The following is a 16,235-nucleotide window of genomic DNA, read 5'->3' on the forward strand; positions in this document are numbered from 1 at the left end:
ATGAAACATCCAGTAGCCATGAACCAGACCCCCCAACCTCCCAAACGTCCCCGTCCTAGCCCCGTCCCTAGAACCACCTCACCCCGTATCTCAGCCCTCCTGGAGGCACGAAACTCCGGGTACCTGACGGACCAAGACCTCAGCACCCAGATCAGCCACCTGATGCATCAGCTACCCCTCCTTGAAACGAGCAAGCCTAACCACAGCATCGTCACCTTTATCTACGCCCAAACAGAGCCCCTAGAATCAGTGCTCCTGTTCGCAAATCGGCTGACAGATGAGACTAATCTTGAAGCAACACTTCTCGAAAAAATCCCCGCAACCCCCTACTGGTATGCCTCCTTTGAGCTAGAAAATAACTGGCGAGCCTCGTACTGCTTCTTACCCACCCCTCAAGGCCAGCAACCCGCCTGGCTCAGTAGCACCCACCACCCCCAGCTGAGGGCAGCACTCGATGCCGGCCAGGCAGACCCCGCCAACCCCCGCCACTGCCCGAACAGGGGAGGTAACCTGCTCTCCGTCGTTGAGCTGCCGCAGGCGCCAAATGCCCCCTATCCAGCTGACTATCGCGTACCTTATCAGCCTCACTGGAACACATACACCCCCCCAAAACTCCACCCCGATCAAGGCGCCCTAGACTACGAACTCCTTCCCATCGGCGTCCCCACCGATACCTCGCCACTCTTCATCATCTTTGACGGAGAAATATGGTCCCACCAAGGCCTGCCCGCAGCAAGTGCTCAAGCAGTCAAGGACGAAAAACTACAAGACCACTACCTGCTGCTGATCCACTCCGGCGGCCGCGAACAACGCTGGAAACAACTCGGACAAGACAGCCCCCTGCTGGCAGAGATCGCCACCGGCCTGCTGCCCCACCTGGCTCACACATACGCCCTCAGACTCCGCCCAGAACGGGCCGTCCTTGTGGGCCAAAGCCTCGGTGCGCTCGCAGCCCTCACCGGCGTCCTTACCTACCCCCAAATCTTTGGAATTGCCCTAAGCCAGTCAGCCTCCCTGTGGAACCCCTCCGCAGAACAAGCCCTGGAGAAAGCCAGCTCCACCCTGCCTCCCTCCCAAAGGCAAAAAATCCGACTCTACCTAGAATGCGGAACCCAAGAATGGGTACTCCTCGAACCCCACCAGGATTTTGTACAAGCTGCCCACACAGCAGGGATTGACGCCCAACTCACGACATATAACGGTGGCCATGACTACGCCTGTTGGAGAAACAGCCTCGTGGGCCACTTAATCCAAATCTTTCCTGCCCCTCAAAACGAAAGCTAACGCCCCATGACAAAGACGTCGGCCCGCAGCCCCCTACAGCCCATCGCCCCCATGCCCGAAGAGTTTGCCCGTACCTATCGGGAGGCTGGCTACTACCAGCCAGAGACCTTCCCCGAATTTATAGAAAAGATCTTCAAAAAATACCCCGATAACATTGCTGCCCATGGAATTAGTACCCGGGGAAACTACCCGGTATCCAGCACCGAAACTCAGAGCTGGACCTACCGGCAGCTAGAGCAGGAAGCCCATACAGCTGCCCACCATATCCGGAGCTTCGGCATTAGCCCGGGCGATCGCGTCATCTTACAGCTTCCTAACACCCTTGAATTTCTCGCCTACATGCTTGGGGCTTTTATCGCCGGTACCCTGCCCATCTTTGCCCTCCCGAAACACCGCGCTCAAGATCTGGCCCACTATGCGCGAACCACAGACGCAGCCCTGCACCTCTTTGCCCAAGGCGCAGAAAACACAGATTACTGGGCTCTTTACGCCGACTACAGTAAGCAACTCCAAAAAGAAGGGGTAGAACCTCCCCAGGCCCTAGACCTGACCCAGGCACCTGCTGTCCATCAGGAACAAGACCTGAAGTATGATCAGCCAATAGCCGACCGCGGGGCAAGAATCCTCAGCGAAAATACGGCCCTCTTCCAACTCTCTGGCGGAACCACCGGGCTATCCAAACTCATTCCCCGAACCCACGCAGATTATCTCTACTCCGTTCGTGCCTCAGCAGAAATTTGTGGGGTAACAGAAGAGACAACTAACCTCGTGGTGCTCCCTGCTGCCCATAACTTCACCATGAGCTCGCCAGGTATTTTAGGCTCTCTCTACCGCGGAGCGACCCTGGTCTTTGCCCACGACCCTAGCCCCCAAACCTCTTTTGCCCTGATTCAACGCCACCAGGTAACCCAGGTTTCCTTAGTGCCCCCGCTCCTACAGAGCTGGTTGCTCTTGGCTGAGCGTCGTTCGCTGAGCTTGCCCAGTTTAAAAGTTATTCAGGTAGGTGGGGCCAAGTTATCTCCTACCCTGGCCCGAAAAATTACGCCTCAGCTAGGGGCAACCCTGCAACAGGTCGCTGGTATGGCAGAGGGGCTGGTGAATTACACCCGGTTGGGCGATGATCCCGAAACAGTGTGTTCCGCCCAGGGCCGACCCATTAGCCCCCACGATGAAATCAAGGTCGTAGATGAACGGGGTAGGGAGGTCGGCACCGGTCAGGTAGGGGAATTGCTGACCCGCGGCCCCTATACCATCCGTCAGTACTACGGTGCTGACACCCAGTCAGGGGCCAACTTTACTGAAGATGGCTTCTACCGCACAGGGGATTTGGTGAAGATTGACGGGCTGGGAAACCTTGAAATGGTAGGCCGTATCAAAGACCAGATTAATCGCGCAGGAGAAAAGATATCGATTGATGAGCTTGAGGACGCTGCCCTGCAGTTGGCAGATATCAAGGACGCTATTGCCATCGGCATCCCAGATGAACGGCTAGGGGAAAAGGTGGGTCTGGCTCTCACCCTTCAGGAACCAGCCCAGTGCCCCACCGTGCAGTCGGTGAGGAAGCAGCTTCGGGCGTTAGGGCTGAGTGAGTACAAACTCCCAGACCAGGTTTTCGTCCTCAATGACCTACCCCTGACCAATGTTGGAAAAATTTCACGAAAAGATCTCAGGTCCCAGCTCGCACAAGAGCTGCTCGGCCCCAAGCACTCACAGTAAGGACGCTCCTATGTCACTTGACCAGCTAAAAGAACTTCTCGCCGCCTATCTTCCCCAGGGCTCACAGGATCTTGAGCCGTCTAGCAATATTTTTGATGCAGGTCTAGATTCAATGGGGGCTTTCCTCTTACTCGATGACCTGGCATCTGCCGGGTATCAGATTGAATTTACAGACTTAGTTGCCCATCCCACCCTTCACTTTTTGAGGGAGGCGACTGCCTAAGATGTCACTGACCTGGTACCCTCTTCCTCGTTCTGCTCAGGGAATCTTTTTTGCTACTGAGCTTGAGCCTGAAGGTTCTAGCTACATCACAGCTGAGCTGATAATGTTTGAAACCCTCTTGGACGCAGGGCTCCTGCGACGAGCTATCCGAGCAGTTTATGCGGAACACGAAACCCTAAGAACTGTCATTGAGCTAGGGTATAGGGGCCAGATCCAGCGGGAGGTGGTGTGGGCTGCGCTTCCAGCGGAGGAGCATAGTCAGCGTCTACAGATTCTAGAAGAGCTATCCCTTGAGGCAGCACCGGGAGATGAAGAAGCAACCGTATTAGCCTGGGCCCAGCAACGGCGCCAAAAACCCATGCCCGTGTGCCAGGGGCAGGGACTCGATTCTGCCCTGGTGCAGGTCAACGGCCAGCACTGGTTTTATCATTCCATTCACCACCTCCTTGCTGACGGTTTTGCTGCCTATGAGATCCTGCGGCAGATTTTTTCTGCCTACAGCCAGCTAGAGGCTGGCGCAGTAATGACTTTCCACAAGCGTCCTTCTCTGGCTGAGCTTGCTGAAGAAGACGCTCACCTTCAGCAGGAGCTGGAGATTCAGCGTGCCGCCTACCTGCAGAAACTACCGGAGCTTGCCTGGGGTGAGGACCCGAGCCTGGATGTTGCTCCTGGTGCTGGTGGCCCAGGGGTAGCAAATGACGTTGTGCGTGTTCGAGTCCCACTCTCTTCTGAGTTGCAGAGCACCTACCGGAAAATTGGTGACCTCGCGAGGGCTTCTTGGCCGCACATGATGGTTGCGGCAGTAGGTGCTTTTCTGGGCAGGCATCAGGGGGTGGACTCCTTCCGGGCTCTGGTTCCGCAAATGAACCGGCTGATACCGGGGCTCCCTCCTCGGCTGAGTGCTCAAACAGCTTTGAGTGCTGTGAACCTGCTTCCGCTTGTCTGCCCTGCCCGTGGTAAGGCCCGGAAAGCGCTAGAAGCGGTGCAAGCTGGGATGAAATATAACGCCGAACATGCCCTTGCGCCCTATGAAGATCTGCAGGCACGCGCCTCCCAGGAAGGGGTACTGCTGGGGGGAGCCCAGATTAATATCGTGCCCTTCGATGCCCACTTTAGTGCCGGCAGTGCAGGGAGAGGGCGCGTTATCAACGTGGCAGCCGGGCCTGTTCCCCATATGACCGTGACCGTCCGCGGGATGCCCTATCGGGGGCATGAGCTTTCGGTAGAAATCGACATCAACGCTGATCTGCTCCTGGCCCAAGATGCTGATGCTTTAGCGCAGCGACTTGTTCATTGGCTAGGCAAGTGGGCTCAGATTGCCCTCGACGATGGTTCTATGGACTCTCTGTCTTTGCTGAGTCCAGGCGATGAAGTTCTGCTGGAGTCTTTGGAGGGGGAGCACGTTGACCTAGATTTTAAGCCCCTTGCAGCTATCTTGGAGCAGAAGGCACAGGAAATCCCTCATCAGGTAGCTTTTGTTGAGGCTCCTGCCTACCAGCAGGGTTCCTGGAATTTTCAGGGGGAACGGGAACTGACTTATGCCCAGCTTCGAAATAGCAGCATGAGTTTGGCTCTTGAACTGGCTAGCTGGGGAGTAGACCGGGGGAGCAGGGTCGGGGTCCGGGGCCACCGCAGCCTCGAGTTCATGGTTGTGGTTTTTGCTCTAACCTATCTTGGAGCGGTCTATGTTCCCCTTGAGCCTTCTCTTCCGGGTAGTAGGGTTCGTAGCATGTGTCAGGACGCCGAACTTGGGTTAGTTGTGAGCAGCGATTACTTGAGTCAGCTGCAGCTTGAAGACCTATCCCAAGAGTACGGGGTGAAGGTCATGAGCTTCCCGGAACATCTTGAAGATAGGGAAGCAGAGGGTGATCTCGCTGCGTTGAAGGGGCAGACTCTTGGTGCTGATGAGCTGGCCTATATCTTGTTTACATCCGGTTCTACCGGCCGCCCCAAAGGCGTGGGTGTTAAAGCCCTAGCCCTCCACAACCGCCTCGCCTGGCAGAGTCAGCTCATTAGCCTGGGGCAGGAAGACCGGGTCTTGCATAAGACTCCTATTTCCTTTGACGTTCATATCTGGGAGCTCTATTGGGGAGTGACCCAAGGGGCGAAAACTGTGCTTTGCGCCCCGTGGGGGCACCGCGACCCCGCTTATCTAGCGAGGGTTATCAGGAGTTCTGCAATTGATGTGCTTCACTTTGTGCCAAGTATGCTGGCAGCCTTTGTGAGGTCGAAGCAGGCGCAAGAGCTCATGCAAGGATGGGATGGGCCGCGGGCCCTAGTGTGTTCCGGGGAGGCTCTTGACGCATCCTTGGTTCGGCAGACCCACCAGGTGATGGGCGCAAAAATCTATAACTTTTATGGGCCAACTGAAGCTGCAATTGACGTCACGGCTTACTGCCTGGATCTCGGGCAGGTGCCTGATCTTGTGCCCATGGGGAAACCTGTATGGAATACTGCAGTATCGATTCGGGATGCAGCGGGCCAGCTGTGCCCACCGCTGATGCGCGGTGAGCTCTACCTGCACGGAGTGCAGGTGAGTGACGGCTACCTTAACCGGCCAGATATGACAGCTGCAGCTTTTTCGTCTGACGATTTCGGTCAACCGGTCTACGCCACAGGCGATGTTGTGGTGTGGGGTAAAGATAACCTGCTGTATTACCGGGGGCGGCTAGACCAGCAAATAAAAATCCGGGGCCAAAGGGTTGAACTTACAGAAATTGAGACTGTTCTTTCTGAAGCCCCTTCTCTTGCCAGCAGCTGCCTTATCTACCGTCAGGAAGGGGCTAAGGAGTACCTCCTCGCCTTTGTCGAGGTGGCTCCCGGAATGGGCTCTGAGGAAGCGGTAGATCTTGCCCGGAATCATGTTGCCCGGCACCTGAGTGACTACATGATTCCTACCCACTGGCAGGTTCTTGAGAATCTTCCGCTGACTGTTAATGGGAAGATTGACCGCTCCCAGCTGATGGGCTATCCCCTGCCGGAGGAAGAAGTTGGGGAAGTACCCCCACCAAGTTTTACGGTTGAACGGTGTTGCCGGGTCTTTAGTCGTGTCCTAGGGCAGGAGGTGGGGGCTGCTACTGACTTTTTCTCGGCTGGTGGTCACTCCTTACTGGCCATGGTTCTGGCAGAGGAGCTGGGTCAAGAATTCGGGTGTGAGGTTTCTGTGGTGAGTATTTTTGCCAACCCTACGCCCGAGGGATTTGCTGCCAGCATGTTTCAGGAGTATTTGGACGATTTTGATCCCTGCTTGATGCTGCGTTCTGGCGACGGCGGTGCCCCCGTCATCTTTATGCCTCCAGCAGGAGGGCTGGGCTGGTGCTATGCTCCTTTGCTTTCAGCGGTTCCCGAAAGCAGCCCGGTTTTTCTGATTCAGGCTGAAGAATATTCTGGGGCCAGCAGAGGGGAGTCATCTTCTCTTACGGAGGCAGCTGGTAGGGCCCTTGAAAGACTGCTTGAGATGCAGAACTCTAACCTGCGAGGAGCTACTCTCGTGGGTTGGTCTTTAGGCGGCATGATGGCACAAGAATTGGCTTGCAGGTTGGAGGCAAGGGGGCTTCCTCCCCAGAAAGTTCTTGTTCTGGACGCCTACCCCCAGTCCTACTGGAGGACCTTCCCTCCTGCCCAAGAGGAAGACCGCTGGCGGGCTATTGCGAGATTGGGCGGCCTAGAGCTACAGCAGGAAGACCTGACAGAAGCTGGTGTCATAGAGGCCCTGAGGCTAAGTGGTAGTGCCCTTGGCTCTTTGCCGCCTGAGCGATTACAGGTCTGTTTGAAGCTGGTTCAAAAAGCGATGGAGTGGGTTCGTCAGGGAACTCCTTCCCCTCTTGAAGCTCCCCTCGTTCTACTAGCGGCTCAGCAGACATTGGATGCAGGTGCCCCCGGCCAGGCCTGGAAGGCGTATTGCTCAGATTACGAGCTTGTCGTGGCTGAGGGGGGTCATACGGACGTGCTGAAAGCGGCTCTGATTGAGCAAATTCTGCAAAGTCCTGCCAATTAAGAAAGAAAAATATGACCTAATGTGGAAAAATGCTTGCCTCTAGTCATTAATTAGGTAAAACTTAACTATGTATTCGGTAAGGCTATCCTTATATAGCGCTGAATGTATCCTAATTGGGCCTCGTTGCCCTGCCCCACCACACATGTATTAAGAGGACAGATGAAACTCACTCATCAGACACCCCGCCGTACCCGCTCCCGCTTCCTGCTTACCGGTAGTGCAACAGCAATGATGCTCGGTGCTCTTCTGGTTGCTCCTGTCACCTCAGCAGAGAGCGCATTTGCAAATGATCCTGCCCAGAACTGCACCTTCCGAGCGTTTAACGTTGCCTCAACCCAGTACCAGGGCCTGCCCGGGCAGTACCAGCTGGGGTACTCAGCGGCAAACGATACCCTGTGGGTTACAGGTTCCAGCGGGCGTCCACCTATCATGACCTCAACCCTTGCAAAGGTTGACCCGGCAACCATGCAAATTACCCACACTGTCGGTCTAAACACTGCCAGCTACTCACCTCGTGGTTGGGAAGGGGAAAACCCTGCTGGATTCCAGGTCGCGGGTGCCTACGGCGTTGGAGTTGATGACGTCAACGGCACCGTGTGGGTCACCAATACCCGCACTAACAGTGTGACGGCCTTTGACCAGACCACCATGAAGCAGGTCTTTACGACCTTGGGTCTTCCTGAGGGCCAGGCCATCACAACCGCCCATCCGCGCGAAGTGCGGGCCTCGCAGGGCAAAGTCTTCATCGGAACCCAGGGGGCTATCGTCGTTCTAGATGGCGCCACCTACCAGCATCTTGCAACCATTCCCGTCAGTGACACTTCTGGCCGGGCCGCAAGCGTCATGAATTTCGCCCTGGATGATGAAGCAGGCCTAGGCTATTTCCCTGTCTTTGGCACCCCTAAGCTGGTTGTTGTCGACCTCAATACGCTTACTGTCGTCAATGAATTTGCCCTGCAGGGTAACGACGCCAGTGCAAACCTCGTCGCATCAGATGTCACCTTTGATCGCTCACTCAACGAACTCTATGTATCAAGCCAGGGATCCAAGGGCGTCAACGCAGGCGTTGGGGTCTACGATAAGACCACCGGTGCCTTCAAGAACTGGATCAATTTTGGGACCCAGGGGCTTTCCATTGACGCTGACGAAGCCCGAGACCTGGTCTATGCAACCGACCTAGCCACCGGCTCCTACTACGTCATCGACGGGCAAACTGACCGAATTGCCAGCACCGTAACACGTACCGTCGGCGAAGGCATGGGGGCAAACGACGTTGTTGTAACCCCCCACGGTGTTATCGGTCTTGAGCGCGGAACCGCCTTTACCGGTGTGGAAGTACCTTTTACCCTTGACTACAAGACCGGCAAATACGTTACTGCCTCAACTGAAATCAAGGGCCTGCGGAATGTTGCTGCAGAGGGACAACCTGCCGACTGGCAGGAGGTTGAAGCTATACCCATCAACGCTCATGCCATGACAAAGTTCGTAGTTACCGACAATGGCACAGTGGCAGGTCAGGCGGTTACACCGGCTGAAGCAATCAATAGTTTTGAAGGCTCCAGCGCTGATGGGGCAAAGCTGGTTGTTACAAACGTTTCTGAAAATGGCCAGATGACCCTCACTGGAACCGGATTCACCCACCCCTCCGGTGGTGGCTCAGTATTGGGTCTTCTGTATGACGACAGGGCAACCCAGATGAAAGATGGTGAAGGCAACGTCGTTCGGACTATTGAAGCTGAAGCGCAAGGCAAATTCTCTGTCACCCTGCCTGTACCCACCGCGGAGAACTCCAACAACGCCTGGTTGGCTGGATCAACCCATAGGGTGCGAGTTCTCACCGGTAGCCTGAAGGACGGGGACCAGCCACGAAGCATCCCCGTGGAGGTTACTGTTGCTCCGGCTCCTCAGACCACTTGTGGAGCTCCCCAAGCCACCACAGTTGCTTCAACACTGGCAGCTTTTGCCGGCTACGGAACCTTCGTAGACTCAGCTGTAGGTATTGAGCCTACCCCTGTTCCTAGCGTTGAGCCCACCCCTGTTCCTAGTGCTGAGCCCACCCCTGTTCCTAGTGCTGAGCCCACTGCTGCTCCCAGCGTTGAGCCGTCTGTTCAGCCCACCGAAGGACCTGCGGCTTCACCCAGCACAGAACCGACCGGTGCCCCCAACTCTGACCCCAGCTCTGCACCCAGCGCAGAAGCAACAGGGCAGGCTGGCAATGGTTCAGCAGGCTCACAGCAGCAGGCGGCAGGAGCTAACCAGAGTGCCAGCGGTGCAACAAGCTCTCAGGCAGGAGCAACCACCCAGCAGACAGGTAAGCAGGCCAGCGGTGGCAGTCTGGCTCAGACCGGCGCTTCGGTTGCTGCACTAGCAGGAATCGGTGCCCTTGCACTGGTTGCAGGCTGGGTGGTATTCGTCGCTCGCCGTCGCGCTTCCTAAGCTGTAGCACGGTAGGCGGTACAACATCACTCAGTAGTAACTCCACACATTAGCTCAGGGTGGGGAGTCTCCAACGGGAGGCTCCCCACCCTGAGGCATTTACGAGGTTGCAAGATGTGTTGAAAACAACGTGCTGCTAGGACTCTTTGTAGGGAAGGTCTCTTTTCTAAGTGCTGATTAACTGGTAGAGTTTTGATTCTGTGTGGTTCTCTATGCCCACACAACCACGGTTCTTACCGTGCCACAACATAATGCCGCTACCTGGCGGGGTTCGCCCGCTCACGCGGGTCTAGATGTTCGTCGGCATGATAGGAGCCCAGGCGTGTCCGCCAACTCTTCATTTCCCTTGAGAACTGAAAGAGACCGGCGCGTCAACATCCCGTAGAAATGTTCCGCAAGGCTGGCTCACAAAATACCGTGTGTCGGAACCGGCGAGACGACAGGAGAAATATGATTCAGCAGGAGTCACGACTCAAGGTTGCTGACAACACCGGTGCGAAGGAAATCCTGACCATCCGTGTTCTCGGTGGCTCAAAGCGTCGTTACGCAGGCATTGGCGACATCATCGTCGCAACCGTCAAGGACGCAATCCCCGGCGGTACCGTAAAGAAGGGCGACGTTGTTAAGGCAGTAGTCGTCCGCACCAAGAAGGAAGTTCGTCGTCCCGACGGCTCCTACATCAAGTTCGACGAGAACTCAGCAGTAATTCTCAAGAACACCGATGGTGACCCCCGTGGCACCCGTATCTTCGGACCTGTTGGCCGCGAACTGCGCGACAAGAAGTTCATGAAGATCATTTCACTTGCTCCGGAGGTGCTCTAACTCATGGCTAAGATCAAGTCTGGCGACCTGGTACAGGTTATTTCAGGTGCAGATAAGGGTAAGCAGGGCAAGGTTCTGAAGGTATTCCCCAAGACCGAGCGCGTGCTGGTTGAAGGCGTCAAGATCGTCACCAAGCACAACAAGGCTAACCCCATGACCGGCGAAGCTGGCGGCATCGAAAAGGTTGAGGCACCGATTCACGTTTCAAACGTTGCAATCGTTGATCCCGAGACCAAGAAGCCGACCCGCGTTGGTTACCGCCTCGAGACCGTAGAGCGCAATGGCAAGGAACGCACTGTTCGCGTTCGCGTTGCCAAGAGCTCGGGTAAGGACATCTAATGACCGAAGCAAAGATTACCCCTCGTTTCAAGACTAAGTTCAACGAAGTAGTCACCCCCGCCCTGCAGGAAGAGTTCAAGTACGAGAACGTCATGCAGGCACCGAAGATCGTAAAGGTCGTCGTTAACATGGGTGTTGGTGAAGCTGCTAAGGACGCGAAGCTCATGGATGGTGCTATCCGCGACCTCACCGCTATCACCGGTCAGAAGCCGCTCGTTACCCGCGCGAAGAAGTCCATCGCACAGTTCAAGCTGCGTGAAGGTCAGCCCATCGGCGCACACGTCACCCTCCGTGGCGATCGCATGTGGGAATTCCTCGACCGCCTCGTCACCCTGGCACTTCCCCGTATCCGCGACTTCCGCGGCCTCTCGGACCGCCAGTTCGACGGTAACGGTAACTACACCTTCGGTCTGACCGAACAGTCCATGTTCCACGAAATCGATCAGGACTCAATCGATCGCGTACGTGGTATGGACATCACCGTAGTAACCACCGCAAAGACCGACGATGAAGGCCGTGCGCTTCTGAAGGCACTCGGCTTCCCGTTCAAGACCCAGTAACGACTACGTTATAGGTCCGCACCGAATCACGGTGAGGAAACCATAACGAGGAAGGGCTCAGCCCACCATGACTATGACAGATCCTGTCGCAGATATGCTGACCCGTTTGCGCAACGCAAACTCAGCACATCACGACACCGTGTCAATGCCTTACTCCAAGCTCAAGGCTCGCATCGCCGAGATCCTCAAGGCTGAAGGCTACATCGCTGACTTCAAGGAAGAGGAAGCAAAGGTCGGTAAGACCCTCACCCTCGAACTGAAGTTCGGCCCCTCACGTGAGCGCTCCATCGTAGGCGTTCGCCGCATTTCCAAGCCGGGTCTGCGTGTATACGCAAAGTCCACCAACCTGCCCCAGGTACACGGTGGCCTCGGCATCGCAATCCTGTCAACCTCTTCAGGTCTGCTCACTGACAAGCAGGCTGCGAAGAAGGGTGTTGGCGGCGAAGTCGTCGCTTACATCTGGTAGTCGGTAGAAGAGAAAGGAAGAAGAATGTCACGTATTGGACGTCTCCCCATCTCGGTTCCTGCCGGCGTTGAGGTAAAGATCGACGGCAACGTAGTTGCTGTTAAGGGTGCAAAGGGCGAGCTGACCCACGAGGTTGCTGCTCCCATCACCGTTGCACTCGAAGACGGTGTTGTCACCGTTTCCCGCCCGAACGATGAGCGTGCATCACGTTCACTGCACGGCCTGACCCGCACCCTGATTCAGAACATGATCATCGGTGTTACCGAGGGCTACTCCAAGAAGCTCGAAATCGTTGGTACCGGTTACCGCGTAACCGCTAAGGGTTCCGACCTCGAGTTCGCACTTGGCTACTCACACCCCATCACCATCGAAGCACCCGAAGGTATCACCTTCGCTGTTGAGGGCGCTAACAAGCTGACCGTTTCCGGTATCAGCAAGCAGCAGGTAGGCCAGGTAGCCGCTAACATCCGCGGTCTGCGCAAGCCCGATCCCTACAAGGGTAAGGGTGTTCGCTACGAAGGCGAGCAGATCCGTCGCAAGGTCGGAAAGGCTGGTAAGTAACAATGGCTGTAAAGACTAAGTCAGCACAGCGCGCACGCCGTCACGCACGCGTCCGCAAGTACGTTTCAGGCACCGCAGCACGCCCCCGCCTGTCCGTCACCCGCTCAGCTCGTCACATGTTCGTACAGGTCATCGATGACACCAAGGGCCTGACCCTGGCATCAGCTTCCACCATGGAAGCAGACCTGCGCGCAGCAGAGCTGGACAAGACCGCTAAGGCAAAGCGCGTCGGCGAACTCGTCGCCGAGCGTGCCAAGGCAGCAGGCATCGAAGCAGTTGTCTTCGACCGCGGTGGTAACAAGTACCACGGCCGTGTCGCAGCAGTTGCAGAAGGCGCACGCGAAGGAGGTCTGGCACTCTAATGAGCGAGCAGACTGTAAACGAAAAGGAAACTCAGGTGACTGAAGCAACCGCAGAAGCTACCGCTGAAACCTCCGAGAAGCGCGAAGCCCGCCGTAACGAGCGCGGCGAACGCCGCGGCAACCGCGGTGAGCGCCGCAACAACCGCGGCCGCGAAGAAGAGAAGGACAAGTTCATCGAGCGCGTTGTCACCATCAACCGCGTCTCCAAGGTCGTCAAGGGTGGTCGTCGCTTCAGCTTCACCGCACTCGTCGTTGTTGGTGACGGTAATGGTATGGTTGGCGTTGGCTACGGCAAGGCGAAGGAAGTTCCCGCAGCTATCTCAAAGGGTGTTGAAGAAGCAAAGAAGAACTTCTTCCGGGTACCCCGCGTTGAAGGCCGCACCATTCCTCACCGCGTTCAGGGCGAAGCAGCAGCAGGCGTAGTTATGCTCCGCCCCGCTACCGCTGGTACCGGTGTTATCGCTGGTGGTCCCGTTCGTGCCGTACTTGAGGCAGCAGGCATCCACGATGTTCTGTCCAAGTCACTCGGTTCATCGAACCAGATTAACATTGTCCACGCGACCATCGAAGCACTGCGTCAGCTCGAAGAGCCCGTAGCAGTTGCTGCACGCCGTGGTCTTCCCCAGGACGAGGTTATCCCCGGCTTCCTGCGTGTCGCTCAGTCTGAAAAGGCAGGTGCGTAATGACCGGTAAGCGTATTCAGCCCAGCGACGCAAAGCTGGAAATCACCCAGATCAAGTCCTACGTCGGTGAGAAGCAGAACATGCGCGACACCCTCCGTTCCCTGGGCCTCAAGCGCCCCGGCAACAAGGTTGTTCGCACTGCTGACCCCGTCACCTGCGGCATGATCAACACCGTAGCTCACCTGGTTCAGGTTGAGGAGGTCAAGTAAAGATGGCAAACAACGACGCTATCAAGATTCACGATCTGCGCCCGGCTCCGGGTGCCCACAAGGCTAAGACCCGCGTAGGCCGCGGTGAAGGCTCAAAGGGTAAGACCGCAGGTCGCGGTACCAAGGGTACCAAGGCACGTTACCAGGTTCGCGCCGGCTTCGAAGGTGGTCAGCTTCCGCTGCACATGCGCCTTCCCAAGCTGCGCGGCTTCAAGAACCCCTTCCGCACCGAGTACCAGGTTGTTAACCTGGACCGCATCGCGGAACTGTTCCCCGAGGGCGGCGACATCACCGTTGACGCTCTGGTAGCAGCTGGCGCAGTTCGCAAGAACGAACTGGTCAAGGTTCTGGGTACCGGCGAAATCTCAGCAGCCTACAACGTAACCGTTGACAAGGTTTCTGAGTCAGCTAAGGCCAAGATTGAGGCTGCCGGCGGTTCTGTAACCGTCAAGTAGTCCCATGACGCACCGGGGTAACCCGGACGCGGCAAACTCTTGCGGGGTGCCCCGCTCACTTCGGTGGGCGGGGCACCTTTCTTTACGCTCAGAGGGCCTGCGCTACCCACAAAAGACTTTTAAGCGATAGACTGGACAAGATTGTGTACTCGCCCCGTCCACCTGCCACTATCAGGTTGCCCGGGGCAACCTAATTTTTTGTCTCACAGGAGGACATGTGCTGACCGCTTTCGGACGGGCTTTCAAGACGCCCGACCTGCGTAATAAGCTGCTGTTCACCCTGGGTATTATCGTGATCTACCGCGTGGGCGTCTTTATTCCCGCCCCCGGTGTCTCCTACGGAAATGTGCAGCAGTGCCTGTCGACTGTTACCGCAAGCGGTGGCGTTTACGACATGATTAACCTCTTTAGCGGTGGCGCGCTGCTCCAGCTATCGATTTTTGCCCTGGGCGTTATGCCTTACATTACCGCGAGCATTATTGTTCAGCTGCTTCGCGTCGTCATTCCCCGCTTTCAGCAGCTCCATGAGGAAGGTGCCCAGGGGCAGACCAAGCTGACCCAGTACACCCGTTACCTCACCATTTTGCTTGCCCTGCTGAACGCCACCACCATTGTGTCGCTGGCTCGTTCAGGTATGCTCCTACAGGGCTGCACCCTGCCGATTATTCCCGATGACGGTATATGGAACATTCTGCTGATTATCACCGCTTTGACCGCCGGTACCGGTGTGGTCATGTGGCTGGGTGAACAGATTACCGAAAAGGGCGTGGGCAACGGTATGTCCCTGCTGATTTTCACCTCGATCGCAGCGTCCTTTCCCTCCGCTTTTGGTTCCATTCTGCAGACCCAGGGCTGGGGCATCTTCTCCGCAGTTGTCGCGGTCGGGCTGCTAGTTATCGTTGCGGTTGTCTTCGTTGAGCAGTCTCAGCGTCGCATCCCCGTGCAGTACGCCAAGCGAATGATTGGCCGCCGCACCATTGGTGGTACCACCACCTACATTCCTCTCAAGGTCAACATGGCCGGCGTTATCCCCATCATCTTCGCATCCTCCATGCTGATGGTGCCCGGCCTCATCGCCCAGTTCAACACCCCCTCAGATGGCTCAGCCCCGCCCGAGTGGGTCAACTGGATCAACACCTACCTGGTCATGGGCGATCACCCGCTCTACATGATCCTCTACTTCCTGCTGATTCTGGGCTTTGCCTACTTCTACGTCTCCATCACCTTCAACACCGAAGAAGTTGCAGGCAACATGAAGAAGTACGGCGGTTTCATCCCCGGCATCCGCGCAGGCCGCCCCACCCAGGAATACCTGAGCTACGTGCTCAACCGTATTACCCTTCCCGGCGCCATCTACGTAGCCCTACTAGCGCTCCTGCCGCTGGTAGCCTTCGTCCTCTTCGGCGCCAACCAGAATTTCCCGCTCGGCGGTGCCTCACTGCTGATCGTTATCGGCGTTGGCCTTGACACCGTCAAGCAAATCGACGCCCAGCTCCAACAACGCAACTACGAAGGACTGCTCCGATGAACCGTCTGCTCATCATTGGCCCTCCCGGTGCCGGTAAAGGCACTCAGGCCGTTAAAATCGCTGAAAAGCTGAACATCCCCGCTATCTCTACCGGCGACATCTTCCGCAAGAACATCAAGGAAGAAACCGAGCTGGGCAAGGAAGCCAAGAGCTACATCGACTCAGGTAACCTGGTCCCCGACTCCGTGACCAACCGTATGGTCCGCGCCCGCCTGGCTGAAGACGATACCGCTAACGGCTTCCTGCTCGATGGCTACCCCCGCAACACCGCCCAGGTCGGCGAGCTCGACACCATCCTCGCAGACATGGGCCAGGAAATCGGTCAGGTGCTGCTGCTCGTCGCTGACAACGATGAACTGGTCGAACGTCTGCTGGGACGCGCCGCTAAGGAAGGCCGCTCAGACGACAACGAAGAGGTCATCCGCCACCGCCTCAAGGTCTACGAAGAAGAAACCGCACCTCTCGTAGCTATCTACACCGAGCGCGGCCTCGTGACCGAAATTGACGGTCTCGGCGAGATTGACGAAGTCACCGCCCGAATCATGGACGCACTCAAGTAAACGTCCGTTCCACCTGTGCCCCCGGTCATTGCGG

General features: G+C 56.6%; 16 protein-coding genes. All 16 read left to right on the forward strand.

Annotation, left to right across the window (positions count from 1 at the left end; genetic code table 11):
* Positions 1 to 18 precede the first annotated feature (18 nt).
* The 16 genes from L6762_RS05665 to L6762_RS05740 all read left to right on the forward strand — a co-directional run bounded on the left by L6762_RS05665 (position 19) and on the right by L6762_RS05740 (position 16,201).
* Positions 19 to 1,284 carry an enterochelin esterase domain-containing protein gene (locus L6762_RS05665; RefSeq protein ID WP_237185989.1) on the forward strand — a complete coding sequence of 422 codons (1,266 nt, stop codon included), beginning with the start codon at positions 19 to 21 and terminating at the stop codon, positions 1,282 to 1,284.
* Between the two features lie 6 nt (positions 1,285 to 1,290).
* Positions 1,291 to 3,000: a (2,3-dihydroxybenzoyl)adenylate synthase gene (locus L6762_RS05670; RefSeq protein WP_237185990.1), complete on the forward strand. Its 1,710-nt coding sequence runs from the start codon at positions 1,291 to 1,293 to the stop codon at positions 2,998 to 3,000.
* Between the two features lie 10 nt (positions 3,001 to 3,010).
* Positions 3,011 to 3,223 carry an acyl carrier protein gene (locus L6762_RS05675; RefSeq protein ID WP_237185991.1) on the forward strand — a complete coding sequence of 71 codons (213 nt, stop codon included), beginning with the start codon at positions 3,011 to 3,013 and terminating at the stop codon, positions 3,221 to 3,223.
* A 1-nt stretch (position 3,224) separates the two neighbouring features.
* A complete protein-coding gene (locus L6762_RS05680; protein ID WP_237185992.1) occupies positions 3,225 to 7,220 on the forward strand; it encodes an amino acid adenylation domain-containing protein in 3,996 nt (1,331 codons plus the stop codon).
* Between the two features lie 159 nt (positions 7,221 to 7,379).
* Positions 7,380 to 9,656, forward strand: coding sequence for a YncE family protein (locus L6762_RS05685; RefSeq protein ID WP_237185993.1), 2,277 nt, complete (start codon positions 7,380 to 7,382; stop codon positions 9,654 to 9,656).
* Between the two features lie 450 nt (positions 9,657 to 10,106).
* The gene (gene rplN, locus L6762_RS05690; protein WP_135013742.1) at positions 10,107 to 10,478 is read left to right on the forward strand and encodes a 50S ribosomal protein L14; all 372 of its coding nucleotides are present in this window, start codon (positions 10,107 to 10,109) and stop codon (positions 10,476 to 10,478) included.
* Positions 10,479 to 10,481: 3 nt separating this feature from the next.
* A complete protein-coding gene (gene rplX / locus L6762_RS05695) occupies positions 10,482 to 10,817 on the forward strand; it encodes a 50S ribosomal protein L24 (RefSeq protein ID WP_185174282.1) in 336 nt (111 codons plus the stop codon).
* Positions 10,817 to 11,377, forward strand: coding sequence for a 50S ribosomal protein L5 (gene rplE, locus L6762_RS05700; RefSeq protein ID WP_135013744.1), 561 nt, complete (start codon positions 10,817 to 10,819; stop codon positions 11,375 to 11,377). Before rplX ends, rplE begins: the two co-directional genes overlap by 1 nt.
* 67 nt (positions 11,378 to 11,444) lie before the next feature.
* Positions 11,445 to 11,843, forward strand: coding sequence for a 30S ribosomal protein S8 (rpsH, locus tag L6762_RS05705; RefSeq protein ID WP_135013745.1), 399 nt, complete (start codon positions 11,445 to 11,447; stop codon positions 11,841 to 11,843).
* A 24-nt stretch (positions 11,844 to 11,867) separates the two neighbouring features.
* On the forward strand, positions 11,868 to 12,404 hold the full coding sequence (rplF, locus tag L6762_RS05710; protein WP_185174283.1) for a 50S ribosomal protein L6: 537 nt from the start codon (positions 11,868 to 11,870) through the stop codon (positions 12,402 to 12,404).
* Positions 12,405 to 12,406: 2 nt separating this feature from the next.
* Positions 12,407 to 12,766: a 50S ribosomal protein L18 gene (gene rplR / locus L6762_RS05715; RefSeq protein WP_135013747.1), complete on the forward strand. Its 360-nt coding sequence runs from the start codon at positions 12,407 to 12,409 to the stop codon at positions 12,764 to 12,766.
* On the forward strand, positions 12,766 to 13,449 hold the full coding sequence (rpsE, locus tag L6762_RS05720) for a 30S ribosomal protein S5 (RefSeq protein ID WP_135013748.1): 684 nt from the start codon (positions 12,766 to 12,768) through the stop codon (positions 13,447 to 13,449). The genes rplR and rpsE overlap by 1 nt, the downstream gene beginning before the upstream one ends.
* Positions 13,449 to 13,658, forward strand: coding sequence for a 50S ribosomal protein L30 (gene rpmD, locus L6762_RS05725; protein WP_135013749.1), 210 nt, complete (start codon positions 13,449 to 13,451; stop codon positions 13,656 to 13,658). The genes rpsE and rpmD overlap by 1 nt, the downstream gene beginning before the upstream one ends.
* A gap of 2 nt (positions 13,659 to 13,660) precedes the next feature.
* Complete coding sequence (gene rplO, locus L6762_RS05730) at positions 13,661 to 14,113, forward strand: 50S ribosomal protein L15 (protein WP_135013750.1); 453 nt, start codon at positions 13,661 to 13,663, stop codon at positions 14,111 to 14,113.
* Positions 14,114 to 14,330: 217 nt separating this feature from the next.
* Positions 14,331 to 15,641 (forward strand): preprotein translocase subunit SecY, encoded by a 1,311-nt coding sequence (secY, locus tag L6762_RS05735; protein ID WP_237185994.1) that lies wholly within the window; start codon positions 14,331 to 14,333, stop codon positions 15,639 to 15,641.
* Positions 15,638 to 16,201: an adenylate kinase gene (locus L6762_RS05740; protein WP_237185995.1), complete on the forward strand. Its 564-nt coding sequence runs from the start codon at positions 15,638 to 15,640 to the stop codon at positions 16,199 to 16,201. Before secY ends, L6762_RS05740 begins: the two co-directional genes overlap by 4 nt.
* Positions 16,202 to 16,235: the final 34 nt, after the last annotated feature.

The organism is Rothia nasimurium (genome assembly GCF_928381705.1).
GTDB lineage: Bacteria > Actinomycetota > Actinomycetes > Actinomycetales > Micrococcaceae > Rothia > Rothia nasimurium_G.